The organism is Pseudoalteromonas sp. MMG013, from assembly GCF_018100885.1.
Lineage (GTDB): Bacteria > Pseudomonadota > Gammaproteobacteria > Enterobacterales > Alteromonadaceae > Pseudoalteromonas > Pseudoalteromonas aurantia.
The window spans coordinates 396,772-412,657 of the sequence record NZ_JAGJEE010000001.1 but is presented as its reverse complement, the minus strand read 5'-3'; the positions used below and the strand labels follow the sequence as shown (position 1 = coordinate 412,657).

13 protein-coding genes are annotated in these 15,886 nt (G+C 39.5%); 6 read left to right on the top strand and 7 right to left on the bottom strand.

What is annotated here, in order from left to right; translation table 11 throughout:
- Positions 1-301 precede the first annotated feature (301 nt).
- The 5 genes from J8L98_RS01700 to arfB all read left to right on the top strand — a co-directional run bounded on the left by J8L98_RS01700 (position 302) and on the right by arfB (position 5,338).
- A complete protein-coding gene (locus J8L98_RS01700; protein ID WP_210995002.1) occupies positions 302-1,582 on the top strand; it encodes an HlyD family efflux transporter periplasmic adaptor subunit in 1,281 nt (426 codons plus the stop codon).
- 16 nt (positions 1,583-1,598) lie between these two features.
- A complete protein-coding gene (locus J8L98_RS01695; RefSeq protein ID WP_210995001.1) occupies positions 1,599-2,288 on the top strand; it encodes an ABC transporter ATP-binding protein in 690 nt (229 codons plus the stop codon).
- 7 nt (positions 2,289-2,295) lie between these two features.
- Positions 2,296-3,612, top strand: a complete 1,317-nt coding sequence (locus J8L98_RS01690; RefSeq protein ID WP_210995000.1) for an ABC transporter permease — start codon at positions 2,296-2,298, stop codon at positions 3,610-3,612.
- A gap of 11 nt (positions 3,613-3,623) precedes the next feature.
- On the top strand, positions 3,624-4,829 hold the full coding sequence (locus J8L98_RS01685) for an FtsX-like permease family protein (protein ID WP_210994999.1): 1,206 nt from the start codon (positions 3,624-3,626) through the stop codon (positions 4,827-4,829).
- Between the two features lie 95 nt (positions 4,830-4,924).
- On the top strand, positions 4,925-5,338 hold the full coding sequence (arfB, locus tag J8L98_RS01680; RefSeq protein WP_210994998.1) for an alternative ribosome rescue aminoacyl-tRNA hydrolase ArfB: 414 nt from the start codon (positions 4,925-4,927) through the stop codon (positions 5,336-5,338).
- 231 nt (positions 5,339-5,569) lie between these two features.
- Here arfB and J8L98_RS01675 read toward each other — a convergent pair whose 3' ends face one another.
- Genes J8L98_RS01675 through J8L98_RS01660 form a run of 4 tightly spaced genes read right to left on the bottom strand, consistent with a single transcriptional unit; the run spans position 5,570 to position 8,815 of the window.
- Positions 5,570-6,823 carry an ATP-binding protein gene (locus tag J8L98_RS01675; protein ID WP_210994997.1) on the bottom strand — a complete coding sequence of 418 codons (1,254 nt, stop codon included), beginning with the start codon at positions 6,821-6,823 and terminating at the stop codon, positions 5,570-5,572.
- Between the two features lie 9 nt (positions 6,824-6,832).
- Positions 6,833-7,522 (bottom strand): response regulator, encoded by a 690-nt coding sequence (locus J8L98_RS01670; RefSeq protein ID WP_192509349.1) that lies wholly within the window; start codon positions 7,520-7,522, stop codon positions 6,833-6,835.
- On the bottom strand, positions 7,522-7,917 hold the full coding sequence (locus J8L98_RS01665) for a DUF3019 domain-containing protein (RefSeq protein WP_210994996.1): 396 nt from the start codon (positions 7,915-7,917) through the stop codon (positions 7,522-7,524). Before J8L98_RS01665 ends, J8L98_RS01670 begins: the two co-directional genes overlap by 1 nt.
- A complete protein-coding gene (locus J8L98_RS01660) occupies positions 7,907-8,815 on the bottom strand; it encodes a MipA/OmpV family protein (protein WP_210994995.1) in 909 nt (302 codons plus the stop codon). The genes J8L98_RS01665 and J8L98_RS01660 overlap by 11 nt, the downstream gene beginning before the upstream one ends.
- A 157-nt stretch (positions 8,816-8,972) precedes the next feature.
- Between J8L98_RS01660 and J8L98_RS01655 the strand changes: the two genes are divergently transcribed.
- Positions 8,973-11,015 (top strand): beta-propeller domain-containing protein, encoded by a 2,043-nt coding sequence (locus tag J8L98_RS01655; RefSeq protein WP_210994994.1) that lies wholly within the window; start codon positions 8,973-8,975, stop codon positions 11,013-11,015.
- A 46-nt stretch (positions 11,016-11,061) separates the two neighbouring features.
- Here the strand turns inward: J8L98_RS01655 and J8L98_RS01650 are convergent, their stop codons facing one another.
- The 3 genes from J8L98_RS01650 to J8L98_RS01640 form a co-directional block, all read right to left on the bottom strand.
- Positions 11,062-14,340 carry an ATP-binding protein gene (locus J8L98_RS01650; protein ID WP_210994993.1) on the bottom strand — a complete coding sequence of 1,093 codons (3,279 nt, stop codon included), beginning with the start codon at positions 14,338-14,340 and terminating at the stop codon, positions 11,062-11,064.
- Between the two features lie 102 nt (positions 14,341-14,442).
- Entirely contained in the window at positions 14,443-14,904 is a 462-nt protein-coding gene (locus J8L98_RS01645) for a TlpA disulfide reductase family protein (RefSeq protein WP_210994992.1), read from the bottom strand.
- Positions 14,905-14,948: 44 nt separating this feature from the next.
- Entirely contained in the window at positions 14,949-15,830 is an 882-nt protein-coding gene (locus tag J8L98_RS01640) for a hypothetical protein (RefSeq protein ID WP_210994991.1), read from the bottom strand.
- Between the last annotated feature and the right edge of the window lie 56 nt (positions 15,831-15,886).

The window sequence follows — 15,886 nt, the reverse complement described above, 5'->3', positions numbered from 1 at the left end:
CTTGATTATTAGAAATAACATTTACCAAAAATAACTTGTCACGATAAAAACAGGAACAAATAAAAAAATAAAGCTTACAAAAACAACAATGTAAAAAAATAAAAAACAATTCAAACTAATCATAAGCGAAGAATAAAAGCTCTCCAAAAAAAAATTAAATAAACATTTAATTAACTTAAGTGACTTTTGATAAAATAAAGTGTAGTTTATTTCGGAAATCTCTTTGATTAGAAGTTCAAAAGTAACTTTTATGTATCTAAACTATCGAAATACGACCATTGAAAGGAAGCCTTAACCCACAATGAGCTATATAGCAGATACAAGTGCGCAAGATACAAAAATTGCTACACCTCATTCCATCAAGAAAATAACAGTCATATTGAGTTATGTGGTACTGGTTTTGATATTGAGCTATGTATTTATTTTGCCCTCTTTACTTAATTGGCGTTCTGGACAAAGCGCTATCAATAAAGAAAAATTGCATCTAGCAACAGTAGAGAAAGGCCTATTTGTTAAAGACTTATCGGTGCAAGGTAAAGTTATAGCTGCCAGAAGACCTGTACTATATAGTTCAGCACAAGGAACCGTGACGTACCTCGTTGAACCCGGAGATAGTGTAGTTGCCACGCAAACTATTGCAATCATTGAAAGCCCGCAGTTAAAAAGCGAATATAACCAAGAAGTTGCTAATCTAACAAGATTAAAGAACCAACTTGAACGTGAAAAAATTCAAGTAAAAAGATCTAATTTAGAGCAAGAAAATCAAATCGGGCATGCGAATGTCTCTCTTAATGCAGCTAGAAGAGAGATGCGTCGCTCTGAAGACGCAATGAAAAATCAAGTCATCAGTGATATTGATTATCAAAAAGCAAAAGATGACTTACAAAATGCCAATAGAGAGTACAAACACGTTATTAAGGAAATTGAACTCATAAAAGAAAGCCAAAAGTTTGAAATCAAAACACGAGAACTGGAATTAAAGTCACAGCAAGTCAAAGTTACTGAATTGAAAAGGCAGGTTGATAGCCTTAAAATAAAATCTCCAGTAAGCGGTTTGGTAGGGAACCTCAACGTACAGCAAAAAAATGCAGTTGCGAAAAACCAATCACTCTTAAGTATTGTTGACTTATCTCGTTATCAGTTAGAAGTACAAATTCCTGAAAGTTACGCCGATGATTTAGCTCTGGGTATGGAAGCTGAGATCACACTAAATCAACAAAGCTATAAAGGTGAACTTGTTGCGATTTCTCCTGAGATTTTAAAAGGCCGAGTCCAAGGAAAAATTCGCTTTAACGATGAGTCATTGACTGGGTTACGACAAAACCAACGGCTAACCACTCGTGTTATTTTAGAGAAAAAGAACAACATACATTATTTACCGCGCGGCCAGTTCTTGAATACTTACAATGGACAATTTGCGTATGTAATAACCAATAACTCTGCCGTTAAAACACCTATAAAAATTGGATCCAGGAGCCTCGCAAAAGTTGAAGTGATAACGGGGCTTAAAGTGGGAGATACCGTTGTGATATCTGACTCAGAAATATTTAAAGATGCTCCTAGTGTTCGCATTTTACAGTAACAAGGAACTATTAATAATGTTAGTAATGAAGAGCTTAGCTAAAGCGTTTTACACGGATGACATTAAAACGCAAGCACTCCACCCATTTGACCTAACAATTCAGCACGGTGAGTTTGTCAGCATTATCGGACCATCCGGATCCGGGAAAACAACTTTTTTGAATATTGCGGGTCTCCTTGAAACGCACTCAAGCGGGCTATATACACTCGATGGAAAAGATGTTGCTGAACTTTCAGATAAACAGAAATCAGCCTATAGAAATGAAAAAATTGGGTTCGTATTTCAAAGTTTTAACCTTATTCCTGAACTCACTCTCTATGATAATGTCGACATGCCATTACGGTATCGTCGGTTTAACCGGGAGCAAAGGCATCAACGAATTATGCAAGCGCTTGAGCAAATAGGCCTTGCAACTCGAAAAGATCATTACCCAACCCAATTATCTGGAGGGCAACAGCAGCGTGTAGCTATCGCAAGAGCGATAGCTGGAACACCTGCGGTTATTTTCGCTGACGAACCCACTGGAAATTTAGACTCAAAAATGGCGCAAGGAATAATGTCACTGCTAAAGGATATTAATGCAGCAGGTACCAGTGTCATCATGGTCACGCACGATAATACTCAAGCGACACAAGCAAACCGCGTAATACAAATTAAAGACGGTCAACTATCTGAATACTCGCAATCTCAACAAGCTATTGCATAGGTAAATCATGTACCCATACTACTTTAAACTTGCATTAATCAGCCTAAGAAAAACCCCCCTGTTAAGTTTACTCATGGTGATGATGATTGCCATTGGTATTGGTGCAACCATGACAACGTATACCGTCAGTTATATGATGTCAAAAGACCCAATCCCGAATAAGAGTGCACACTTATTTCAAGTTCAACTTGATAGTATGGATGAAATTTACGGTGATGGAAAAACCTTACCTACCATGATTTCATACCAAGATGCGCAAACATTACTTGATTCAGATATACCGAAACATCACGTTGCGATTGCCGCTATCCAGCAGAGAGTTAGCCATGAAGCGAATATACACCTGACACCAAAAAGTTTAAAAGTTCGCACGACAACCAGTGATTTTTTCAGTATGTTTGAGACGCCCTTTTTATATGGTTCAGGTTGGAGTAAACAAGATGGCAAAGATGCGGCACAAATTGCAGTTTTATCAAAAGAGACAAATAGCTGGCTTTTTAATGGGGAAAATTCGGTTGGTAAAACATTCAAATTGGGCGCCGACACATACCGAGTTGTGGGAGTTTTAGACTCATGGGATCCACTTCCAAAATACTATGCACTTCCTCATACGGCATTCACAAAACCTCATGACTTATTTATTCCTTTCAATACACAGATAAAAAATGAGCTTTTCTCTCAAAAGTTAGTAAGTAATTACTGCTGGAAAAAACCAGATGATGAATCATTCTCCTCTTTATTAACATCTGAATGTATGTGGGTGATTTTTTGGGTCGAACTTCCCAGCAAAAAAATACATCAACAATACCAATCATTTATAGATAACCATGCTTTAGTTCAACAATCTTTGGGTCGTTTTCAAAATCGTATTTACAATAAGCTAGTGCCATTAAAACAATACTTAATCGACGAAGAAGTGGTAAGTGATGATAGTAAAATGGCCGTATGGCTAGCCGCATTGTTTCTCGTAGTTTGTTTGCTCAACTGCATGAGCTTGATGATAGCTAAATTCCACGCCAAAGCTGGGGAAGTTGGTTTACGCCGAGCCATTGGAGCAAGCCAGCAAGACATTATTAAGCAGTTTTCTATCGAACTATCCGTTGTCGGTGCTATTGGAGGGTTATTAGGGCTGTTATTTGCTAAGATTGGGCTCATTAGCGCAGCAAACACCTATTCTTACCTTCATTCCGATCTGATGCAAATGAATGCCCCGCTTATTATTGGCACTGTCGTACTGGCCGTTATTTCTAGTTTAGCTTTCGGCCTATACCCAATCATTAGAGCTAGCCAAATGCAGCCATCGAGCCAACTTAAAAGTTTATAGGACGAAAGTATATGCGCGACCTAATACCCATACTCAAAACCTTTAAAAAGCAAAAAACGGCCCCCGCATTACTGGCATTTCAAATTGCGGTCACATTTATGGTGCTCGTCAATGCGATTTACATGATTGCGCAACGCAGCGAACTCATTGCACGCCCTATCGGGGCAAATATGGAGAGCACACTCACCATCATCACTAACCTGCCGACTCAGCAAGGCGATTTAACAGCCCAGTTAGAACATGATTTAACTATATTAAAAAGTATTCACGGTGTTATTAATGCGGCACCTATTACCGGACTCCCCCTGGAAGGTTGGGGTATGTATACAGACTTTAAATTAGAACCAAATGGCGAGGATGTCGCATATGGTGGCTATTTTGGCTCCAATGAGCAGCTGATTGATACCTTTGGCTTAACTTTAGTGGCAGGTGAAAACTTTTTGCCCTCTGATATTCAAAAAGTTGAAAATGATGGTGTATTCAAATCATCAAAGCTACTCATAACTCAAGCATTGGCTAAAAAGCTATATCCAGATGATTGGCTAGAAGTACTCGGCAAAAACTTGTATTACCATAATGAGCCCCATGAAGTTGTTGGTATTGTGGACACACTCCAGAATGCTTGGAACTTTTGGAGTGCAATAGAATATACGGTTATTTCCGCAGTCCAAGAAGCCAACGATACTCAACGTTATGTTCTTCGTGTTGACCCCGCTCAAATAGAAAACGTGATCGCTGTGATACCGGAGAGGTTATTAACACACCCTCAAAAACAAATAGAAAGTATTGAATTATTAACTGATGTAAAAATGCGCAGTTACCGAGAGGATTTAGCTACCAATAAATTACTCACTGCAGTGTGTATCAGCCTCACAATTATCACTGTCTTTGGTATCTTAGGGCAAGCAAAGTTCAGTATCAGTCGTAGAACAAAACAAATAGGGACTCGTAGAGCACTCGGAGCCAGTAAGCATCAAGTCATCAGCTACTTTATGTTGGAAAATGCCATCATCTCAATAATAGGAGTTTTCGTTGGCTTTTTGGCAGCCATAATACTAAATAACCAATTTGTAGAACTACTTTCACTCACACCAGTACCGATAAACTTTTTGCTATTTGGCGCTATTGCTATTGTATTATTAGGGCAAATAGCTGTTGCTTATCCTGTGAGTCAAGCAGCTAAAGTTTCTCCCGCAATAACAACGCGAGGCGCTTAATCTATCTATCACGTTAGGCGCTAGTAGGGCGGCAGTGCGCTCCATTAGGCAATTATGATAAACTGCGTCTGTGTATTTATTTTGAGAAGATTATTGTGTTAAAAATATCCAACGCTGTTGAACTCGCTGCATGGGAAATTGACATGACAGCAATTCGTGCACAAGGTGCAGGTGGCCAAAATGTAAATAAAGTATCGAGCGCCATTCACCTAAAATTTGATATTAAACGCTCCTCACTTCCTGAATTTTATAAATCTCAATTACTGTCACTTAAAGATAGCCGTATCACTAAAGAGGGTGTCATTGTGATTAAGGCGCAAAGCCATAGAACGCAGGAAATGAATAAAGAAGAGGCCTTAACGCGCTTAAAAACACTCATATTAGATGCTATAAAAATAGAAAAAACCAGACGGGCAACAAAGCCAACACGAAACTCTCAAAGAAAACGGGTTGACAGTAAAGTAAAACATGGACAAACAAAAAACTTACGTAAAAAACTGAAGTATTAGCCTAATTAACCTCAGCTCTGGATGAGCGAATTTGCCCAATAAAGTTATTTCTCTCACTCTCGGCGTTGCTTTCATTTGTAATAGCTCGCTATTACTGCATAAAAGCGCCTTGATATTGAACAAAATATCATCATTGGATTGTACGTAAGTTTGCTTACAAAATATTTCTTATTCCAAAACCTTTATCTAAACCGGAGGTTAAATACAATGGTGAAAATGCTGAGATAGGTTTTACGCCAGATCTTTCCCTTTAAGGCGGGTAGCATCCTTGGGTAAACCAATTGCAAATAAAGCTCCCCCCAATTGAGAGCTGCGAATTTCACACTGCCCATGATGCCAGTTTAGTATTTTCTGAACTATCGCAAGCCCCAGACCAACGCCTCCAGAGGCCTTATTTCGACTACTGTCAACACGGACAAAAGGTGAAAACACTTTATCCCGATCTTCAGGCTTGATCCCTAGGCCATCATCTTCAATGATCAGCTCTATCTGTTGATTGTTTTCCAACAACGACACGTGGATCTCACGCTCTCCATACTTGCATGCATTTAAGAGTAAGTTTTGTACAACACGGGCTAGATAATGCTGATTCGCGACAATCATCACATTAGGCATCAGTGAAACGTGTAAATCTTTGCAATAAGTACGCTGTAGTTTATCTATTTGAGATTCGATTAAGATTGTTAGGTTAAACTGCTGGTACACTAAAGCTTCCGCTGCAATTTCAAGTCTGGCATAACCTAACATTTCATCAATCAATAACTCCATTTCTTGCACATCTTGAGACATAGCTTGTACTTCTTTAGGGTCTTTTGATGCTAGCATTGCCAAAGCAAATTTCAACCTTGCTAAAGGTGTACGTAGTTCGTGAGATACCGCGTTAACTAGCTGCTTCTGATCACTCATTAAACTCGCAACTTTATTCGCCATAGCATGGAATTGACTCGTTAAACTAGAAATTGCAGAAAACTTTGATGGGCTAATAGAAATATCCAAATGCCCTTGCGCAAGTTGCCCTGTCACACGTTTCAGCTGCATTAAGTCTAACCACAATGGCCTTAACCATAAAATCAATAACAATGCTAATACTGCAAAAGAGAACAGCTTAAACAAATACTTCTTGGCTAATTGACTCTGTGCAGGCAGAAAAGGCCCCAACTGAGCTAATTGTTCACTATCATCAACAGAGAAAGTCAACAGTGCATGCCCATCTTCAGTAAACGTGGTAACAATCCCTCCCGCTTCTAGGGTAGCGCTCTGCTCTGGTAACCAAGCAATATCTCCTATATGGAACGTCTTAACGGGTTTAGGTAGCTGCTTAATATTGGAAATACTAGTTTGGAGAGTCTTTGCAACCACTTTAGCATGGCGCAATTCATCGGGGGCCTGATGGCCCCAGCTTTGCCAAATTACTTCACTGCTTTGATTGATCAATACAATACTAATAAACACAACAAAATATAAACTGATCAATAACCTGATCATATCTCTAATCTACTCCCAGGCTGATTTAGAACATAAATAGCCTTTTCCCCATACAGTTATCAGCCTAAATGGTTGCTCAGGGCTATCCCCTAGCTTTTTCCTAAGACGAGAGATTCTCACGTCCACACTCCGATCCAAACCATCATACTCGCGACCAACAACATGTTTGTATATATATTCCCGGCTTTGCGTTTCCCCTGCATTACTTGCCAAAGCCCATAACAAATCAAATTCATAGCTGGTCAACTCAACTTCTTGGTCAGCCAAATACACGGCTCGATCAGCTTTATCAATTCGTAATTGACCAAGCACTAAGCTATCAAGTGCTTCTTTTTTACTAAAGCTTCGGCGTAGCAAAGCATTGAGCCTTGCCAATAACACATACGGTTCAACAGGCTTAATAACATAGTCATCGGCACCAATTTCTAACCCTTTGACTTGGTCAAAATCACTGTCTTTAGCGGTTAGGAATAGCACAGGGCCATTGTAATGGGGGCGAACAGCTCGACAAATACTAAATCCATCTTGATTAGGTAACATGATATCTAATATAACAATATCAGGCTGTTTGGTAATAATGGCTTCAACAGCTTCAGCACCATCATTGACAATCGTTACCTCAAACTCGTTACTTTGTAAAAATTGAGCAGTCAAAGTTGCAAGACGTTCGTCATCTTCGACGAGCATAATATGGGCCATTAAAAGAAACTCCAATCAGTTTTTAATTTTCTACGGTACCGCTTACTTACGGTAGCATGTACATTAACAGTTTGCGTTGCCAACAACCTGCCGTGTAAATCGAATAGACTAAAATTCATACTTTGAGCTAATGTAATCTTCAGCTTTTCTTGCACTGCGCTTTGCTTTTTCCAACATCGTAATTTATTGGCTTCTTGGTACAAACAAGCATCTATTACTTGCGGGTTTTGCCATTGAAGGCTTATCGTCATTTGACAAGGCTCACCTAATTGGTGAACTATGCAGGTAACGGGTTTAATATCAAAGGGGACTTGATTAACAAACTCACTCTGCGTAACACCTTGAAAAGATAAAAATAGACTTAGGCTAAATAAACAAGCAGAACTAGAATGCATAGACCCCCCCAATAAAAAAGTAATTTACATCATCTTTTCTAATGAGCGGGCTGTCCGTTATACCAGCACCTAAAAACTGTCGTTTAACACTGGCCTTTAGTTGCCAATCATCTGTGAGTTTATATTGCAATGTCGCGCCCAAGAAGGGGTTTAGTACACTACGACCTTGATAATACAACTGTTCATCTATTTCATCACTACTTCTTAAACCATAATAGTAGTCAACTAATGCACTCTCTTTCCAGTGTACGCCTGCGATGAGTCGTACTTTTACTGGCAATTTACTTATTGGTATGAATTCATAATGATAAGTTACTTTTGCATGATGTCCTCGGTACACCCCAGATACATCATGTAGCCACTGCATAGATAATTTACTGCTGTCATTAATATACCAATGCCCTAAAAGCCCGGAATCAATCGCCCACTTTCTATTGGCTATATCATCAACCGTAACTTCTCGTTGCTCAATGGGAGGGGTTACGTCATCTGGTATTTCTAAAGCGCCATCAGGGGAGTCGACAATATTACCATCGGTGGCAACGTAAGAGCCTGGCGCAATAATATTGCGTAAATGAAACTGTTCAAAAAATGCTTGCTCTGCATTAGGCTCTACAATGAAGCTCAAATCGAATTTTGGTTTATCCAGTAATGTAAAACCAAGGGTCGTATTTTCTAAGAAAAACCGGTCTCGATAATAGCTAACATAAGGGATAACGAATAAAGGAAGATTATCTCCACCAGCTAACGGGTTAGTCAGTTCACCAATGCCAATTGCCACTGAAAACTGCCACTGACTGGTGTTCACACAGTCACTGTCACTACTATTACATAGTGAGCTCGACGCAAAAGTAGATGTGGACAACAGCCATGCTATTGCAGCAATTAAATATTTCAATTTGCAATTCCTTATATTACCGCTGCTAATTTAACATTGTATTCGTGATTTACCAGAAAGGGTTACATTAAATAACAAATCATTTGTGAAAGGTAACAGTTATTTCTAACGTATTTCGTAAAGTAAATGCTGAGTTCTTCATTCAAGGAAAAGTACTATGTATTATACACGTTTACTGGGAATTACTGCGCTCACCGTTTTAAGTGGTTGCGGTAATGACACTGATACAATATCCAGTGATCCCCAAAAAATCCAAAAGCTTCCTAACTTTACAGGATTCTCGGTTTCTACAACCCCGTTAAAAAAAGCCAATACAGCACAATTTACAACCCATATAAAAAATGGGGTTTTCATGCGTTATCATCAACATGATATTACGCCTCCAGTAAATGATAGCAGGGAGACATCGGATCCCAGCACAACATCAAGTGCATTTTCAGGTACAAACCAACAAGAGCAGAACGTCAATGAAGCAGACCGAGTAAAATATGATGGTAATTACTTGTACATTGCAGCAAATCAATATCATAATTTAACGCAACCAAATGAAAGTGAATTACCTCATTATATTCGTATCATGAAACGCAATAATAATGGCCTAATTCAGGCGGTAAAAGATCTACCAACCTCTTCCAATGAGTATGCACAGCAACAATTATTTTTAGAGCAAGATACGCTCGTATCCATCAGTGCGAATAGCGGCTGGTTTTCAATCTTTAGCACCGCAACAATTGAACCCCTCAGCGCTAGTTCAACAGCACCAAACTTAAACCATACACAATTTGAATTAAATTTTGCGGATGTCACCACACCAGAACAAGCCGACATATCACATACATACAGTATTGATGGGCAACTCATTGAAAGTCGAGTCATTAACAACCAACTCTATTTAGTAAGCAATTTCAGACCTTCCTTTAGCGGTTTTGATCTGACGAACTCACAGCCTGAAACACAGTTAAAAAACTACCAAACGCTCAACGACACACCTATTACACACTTCATACCGACTATAACCCATAGCCAATCGGGTGACAGCCAGCCGCTGTTTAATGCTGACGAATGCTATTTATCCGATACCGCTTCCGACACCGATGGCTACGATTCAATAATGACCATTACGCGTATATCGTTGGCTGATCCGTCCCAGCAAGTTTCACTTTGCGTAAATACTGAAGTTGAAGGGATTTATGCTTCAGAGACAGCAATCTATACACATAGTACGCACTTCAATGCAGAGGGCCCAAAGTCTGTAATTCACAAATTCACGATTAATGAACAAGCATTTGAGTATTCAGCCACAGGCAAGCTCTCAGGCCATTTCGGACAAAATATGCGTAACTTACGATTCAGTGAGTATAACAACCAGCTGCGCGTAATGACGAGCGAAGGTAATCAATTTGATGGGTTTGAGCATAAACTTCGAATACTGCGTCAACAAGGCTCAGAACTTGTGTTGATCTCCGAACTACCAAATCAATCCCACCCAACGCCTATTGGAAAAGTAAATAGTGCAACAGGTATTGTCGACGAAGATATTTATGCAGTCCGCTTTGTTGATGAACAGGCCTATATAGTCACATTTCAACAAACAGATCCTTTATATGTTATTGATTTGAAGAATGCGGAAGCCCCTATGATTAAGGGCGCGCTAGAAATTCCAGGGTACTCTGCATACCTTCATCCTATCGGAGACAGCCTCCTGCTTGGCATCGGTCAAGAAGTCGCCGATATCACAATACCCGAGCAACCGAATATAACGCAAGGCGCGAAAGTAAGCTTATTTGACATCAGTGATACCACTTCTCCAATCTTACTCGATAGTAAGGTATTCCCCGAAGCCTATACTCCTGCAGAACAAGATTACCATTCGCTTAGTTTCGTTAAAACAGCAGCACATCAATACCGGTTTACGATGCCACTTGAGCGATGGATTGAAACAGGTAATACACCTCAAAACTATGACTGGATAAAGCAAAACCAATTAACATTGTTTGAAATAAATAGCCAAACTAAAAAGTTAGCTTACATGGGCAGTAGCCATATAAAATATGAAGTAACTGGCCCGCAACAAATTCCATTAATATATGGTAATGAAGACCGGACAGTACTTCACAACGACGATATTTATTATATTCATGGTAACTATATTTGGCACAGTTTATGGCAAACTCCCTCAGCTAATAATGGCCCGCTATAGTGATGTATGATTAGGGCCTGCATAACTTGTCGGTATTCGTGTTCCCCTACCTAGGTAGGGTAACACGAACAGTAAGCCCTCCCAGCTCGCTATGTTGCGCTTCTATTTCGCCACTATGGCGTTCAATCAAGTCTTTGCAGATAGTCAACCCTAACCCAGTTCCACCTTTGAATAACGTCTTATTACTTTCATTTTGGTATAAGCGCGTAAATATGCATGATAGTTCGTGTTCTGATACACCAGGTGCACTGTCGCTCAAAGATAATATTAACTGCGTTTCGGTATAAGTAGCTTCAAATGTTATACGAATAGGCGGCGTGGTGTATCGTAGGCTATTAGAGAGTAGATTATTAAGCACTTGAGTTAATCTGTCTTGATCTGCGTTTATAAACAAGTTTTTGGGTAATTTTACGACATGACTGAACTCACACTCTCGTAGCTGAGATGACCGTGTACATGCATCATCCGCCCAAGACGCCAGCCAAGGCACGACATCTATCACTTTGACATTTAAGCTCAGTTCAGACAGCTCCGTCATCGCTAATTGATCTATGTCTGCAATAAGCGTACTAATATCGCCTATACGACGATGTAGCAACTCATAGGTCTGTTCCGTATTTTCAACAAGGTTGTATTCGAGTGCTTCTATTTGCATTTTCAGTACACTTAATGGTGTGCGGATTTCATGAGATACCTCCGCCAACAGTTGTTTTTTCCGCGCTAAAAGCGCTTCAGAAAACTCAGCTCTATCGCTTATTCTTTGTTGCTTTTGAATAAACTCAAATCGCAATTTTAATAAACTATAAATAGCGCCAATGACGAATAATAGGCCCAGAGAAAAGGCCCTCCAAGTTTGCCACCAGGGTGGCTGAATTACAAAAGAAAAGTACTCATAATCAGCTGTCTTATCTTGCGTTGATATTCTAACTTGAAACTCATAATTACCCGGTGACAATTGTGTAAAGGTCATCTCGTCATCGTAAGAAGGGTCACTCCAATATTCATTACTGCCGATTAGACGAGTTTCATACATAATCCTCTCTGGGTTACCCCATTCGCTATGACCATATTGAAAACGGATTTGAAATGTCGTCGCAGGTAAATCAATTAGAGGGTGTGTTAAATGTTCTATATCCTTAAATTTAGGCCGAGGACTGCCACTTTGACTCGCACTAACGCGCAACAAGTTAACTTGAGAATTCACATTTATTTTTACACTCTCAGGCTTAAAATAAGACACTCCTTTCCCAGACCCCCAAGTGTAACTGTCTTTAAAAAGCAGCGCTGTATTAAGAGTACTATCAACAGCAATGTAACCATTATCATACGTATACTGCTGGGGTTTTGATGAACTATTTGATCCAAACATTGCTTGTGGCTTAAACCTGTTTATGCCGCGCTCAGTGCCAGCCCAGAGCACATCACCTTTCACTAACAACGATAAAATAATGTTATTACTCAACCCATCACTCACACTCACGTGTCTGCTACGCCAACCATTGATGTCTTTTTTAAGTAAAAGAACCCCTCTGCGGGTACCCAGTGCAACAAAATCATCTAAAACCTGCGCGATACTATAAGCCCAATTGCTAGGAAGCCCCTGTGCTTCTGTTATGTGAAACAAAGAACCGCGCTCTAAATAATAAATCCCTTGCCCATTTGTGACAAACCATAGCCGCTTGCTGGTATCTTCAAATACACTGACCACATATGCCATATCTGGTAGAACCAATTTCTCAAAGGCACCTTCACAAGCACGAATAAGCCCACTTTGAGTCGCTAAATACATACAACCGTCTTGGCTCGCTATAATTCGGTGCACAATGTCAGCGTCCAACCCCATTTGACGGTCCACCCGCTGATAACCGTTATTTCCAATAACAATAAGTCCTGCTCGAGTACCGACCCAAACACTTTCATTTTCACTTGTGCTAATCGCATGCACATACTGCTCTGAAAAATCATGAATAGAATTAAACCATTGATTATTATCTAAAATTTGAAATCCTGCTCCATATTGCCCAATCCATAATCGCTCATTGATATTCGCGAGGGCGCTGACTCTTTCATTTAATAACCCATTGCGTTTTGTTAGCAATTGAAAACTATGTTCTTTAAGGCGGTTCACTCCACCGCCATACGTTGCAATCCACACATTCCCCTGACTACCCAACATAATATCTCGAATATGGTGATCGTTTAATCCATTAGCGCTATTAAAAGTATGCGCTGAGTTACCCGTCATTCGAATAACGCCTTTGCTGTCATCACCAATCCATAGTGCTGCAGCATTTTGATCGTATGCTAGTGTTTGAATATTCGGCATTAGCAAACCCGATAAAAAAACAATTTGCTTAGAACTCCAATCAACTTGGCAAACACCGGTTCCTTTTACACCCAACCACACGGTATTTTGAGCGCTCGCCATTGCTAAGATAGGCCCTTGGCATGATGGCTCAGGCAACTCGACTTTATACAGCTTACTTTCTCGATACTGAAACAACCCAATATCAGTCGCGAGCCAAATACTCTGCTCTGGTCCTTTTAATAATTGATTTATTTTTAAAGAGTTACCGATTTTCAAACGAGAAAGAGAGCCATATTTAGCTAGATACAGTCCCTCATCTGATGCCAAATAAGTGGTATCATCATCAAACAAAATATCATTCACTTTAGGGGTATAAAGTGCACCATCAATCTGTAACGCGGATACCACATTGCCATCAAAAACGTTCACGCCTCGATCTGTTGCTAGCCACAACTCACCATTAACGTGTTTTGCGATATCCCATACCCGATTATTGTTCAGACCATCTTGGTCCGTTAAACAGCGTAAGTAGTTACCTGTATACTGACATGCTCCTTCTCCATTCGTACCAAGCCAAATCATATCGTCAACATCTTGTTGCACACTATATACGGCGCCAGTAGGCAAGCCTTGCCGTATTGAAAAATGTCGAATATCCGACTGCACATTCAACGCATATTGCGCAGGCTTGACGGACTTCCAAGATGACTTTATAGGTGACGCAAACGGCTTAAATTGAGACTTAAAAGAGACCCACTCAGAAGATACTATTTCAGGTGATTCAATACGTTGATGAGCCGTAGGTGTAAAGGCAAAAGAAAAGTCTAAATTGAGCAATTCATTTTTTTTTAAACGAGGCTTACCACTGGGTAACTCCACCTGAAACAAAGGCTGCCAATTTGCTTCTCCTAAGTTAGTCGGTAAAATATGGTCGGTTTTTGCTGGTAACTGATGTTGTGAAAAACAACGCAATGAAACAAGGAAAAAGCAAATAAACACAACAAAATAACGATACAAATAGTTTTCCAAAAAATAAAAATGAGCTATGTGCTGTTATAGCTTAATGCGTCTGATACGGCAAACTTTTATCACTATACTCTTACCTAAACTCAGATGCATTTATCGACTTTTTACCAAGTGAATTAGTATTGCTTCATAGTCTTTTTTCTTCTCATCATTAAACCCTGATAGCTGCACTATTTTTTTACCCGTTTTATCAAAAATAATACTACTGGGCATACCTTTAAGCTTATTTGCTTTACCTATGCTCATCGAGGGATTAAAAATAACTGGAAAATTAGCCGGAGTTTCCAATAGAAACTTTTTCGCATCCTCTACATCGGTATCCATATTAACAGCAATAATTTGCACATCTTGTGAAAACCGTTTCTGTATACTGCCCATCCACGGAAAAGCATAACGACACGGTACACACCATGAAGCCCAGAAATCCACGTATACAACTTTTCCACTATGTTGACTTAAAAGCTCTTCTAGCTGTTGCTCTGCTGACATTGCCAAAGCAGAGTTACCAATGAAACTAAAGCAAACAAAAACACATAGAATCGCTCTATTTTGCATTATTTTATACCCCTAAGCATTGCCAATTACGCATATCATATAATTTAAGGCTGAATTTGATAACGCTTAAGTTGTTCAATATATTGTTTTGTCACATCATGCTCTTGTTTCGGTAAAAAGTGTAAGTGCGCATTAGTGAATTCATCTTGATTGTACATCTGTAACATTATTGTATTCACTTTCTTAATGAACGTACGGCTCGCTTTCGTATCATTGCACATAATGTGTCCCAAGATGAATCCTGGAGAGTTAGCCATTCGATATGACTGGTACTGTGATTTATCCGTTTTAGAATGCCGATACACCTCTGCAGGGTATGCCAATAAAAAATCTACGCGACGCAAGTGAAACATTCTATACACCGTATCGTAATGATTACTGCCTTCTCTAATCACTTTATTCGCGCTTCTTACTTGCGCCAATTGCTTATCTAAAAATGGGCCATAAGAAAATGCCCCAGCAAGCACAATTAATTTATGTCTATGTGCATGAAATAGTTTAGGCAAAGAGATTACATTTCCTTGCTCATCAAGCAATGAAGGCGCCAATGGCTCTGCATCTAATTGTAAATATAGCCGTCGGCTAAGATACAGATTAATTGGCAGGCTAAATAAAAATGCAGCTTCTCTTTCTTGCGTTTTTACTTTATTAACAACGCAAATAGGCTCAGGCTGCTGACTCATAATCCTCAAGGCACGCTTATAACTCGATGGCACAAATTCAATATCCACCCCATCAATCATGTTAAATAACATATTGTTTGTCGCGCCGGCAATATTGGAAGGTGCAACTTGTCCAGTAAACACCAAGAGGTCTTTTTCATCATCTATATAGATACGTAATGACTCAGCAATGCTTATATTACTAAACGCAATAAAAGAAAATAGCACAGCTCTATATCTGACCCATTGTCTAAATGATTGCATAATGCTCCAAATGAACAGGTGGTAGGCTCATCACCTTGGAAAACAAAAACTACGAG